Origin of the sequence: Methylobacterium tarhaniae (assembly GCF_001043955.1) — a bacterium.
Taxonomy (GTDB): domain Bacteria; phylum Pseudomonadota; class Alphaproteobacteria; order Rhizobiales; family Beijerinckiaceae; genus Methylobacterium; species Methylobacterium tarhaniae.
Genome location: NZ_LABZ01000445.1, coordinates 1 through 721 on the forward strand (window position 1 = coordinate 1; position 721 = coordinate 721).

The 721-nt window shown below is 69.6% G+C and carries 1 protein-coding gene; it reads right to left on the reverse strand.

The window, feature by feature from the left end; genetic code table 11:
* Positions 1-309 precede the first annotated feature (309 nt).
* The coding region (locus VQ03_RS30550) for a helix-turn-helix domain-containing protein (protein WP_048454701.1) at positions 310-721 on the reverse strand (412 nt) is incomplete at its 5' end.

The window sequence follows — 721 nt, forward strand, 5'->3', positions numbered from 1 at the left end:
CGGCCGGTCCTGCGCCTGGGAGCCATGGTCCTCTCCTCGAAGCCGCGGCCGGGAGTGCGGCCACGCTGATCATCTAGGTTAGTAATCACGTCGGCACACGTCGTGCCATCGCACGGCAGCCACACTCCGGCGGCATGCAACCTCGGGCGTTCGCGGCGTGTCGTGGCGCACCACGCCAGTGTTCGCGGGGCGAAATCGGCCACGGCGGCCGCGTCGTCCCGCCCAAAAGGCGTCCCGCCCGAAATTCGTCCCGCCCAAGACCCGCGAAATGCGGTTTTCTTCGGACCGATCCCCGCTCGGGCGCGAAGATCAGGCGGCGTCTTCCGCCTTCTCGTCGTCGAGGCCGAGTTCCTTCAACTTGCGATAGAGTGTCGAGCGGCCGATGCCGAGCCGGCGCGAGACTTCCGACATCCGCCCGCGGTAGAATTGCAGGGCGTAGCGGATGATCTCGCCCTCCAACCCCTCCATCGTCTTCATCTCGCCGGTCTCCTCGGCGACGAGGGAGAGGGAGTGGGGGTCGCGGACCTCGACCCGGACGATCTCCCGCACCGGGGCCGGCCCGGCGCCGGGCTCGGACGCCGCCGGAGCCGGGGGGATGCGCACGTCGAAGCCCTGGACCTGCGCGGCGATCTGCGGGAATTCCGCGATCGTCAACTCGTCGCCGTCGGCGAGCACCACGGCACGGAACAGCGCGTTCTCGAGCTGGCGGACGTTGCCGGGC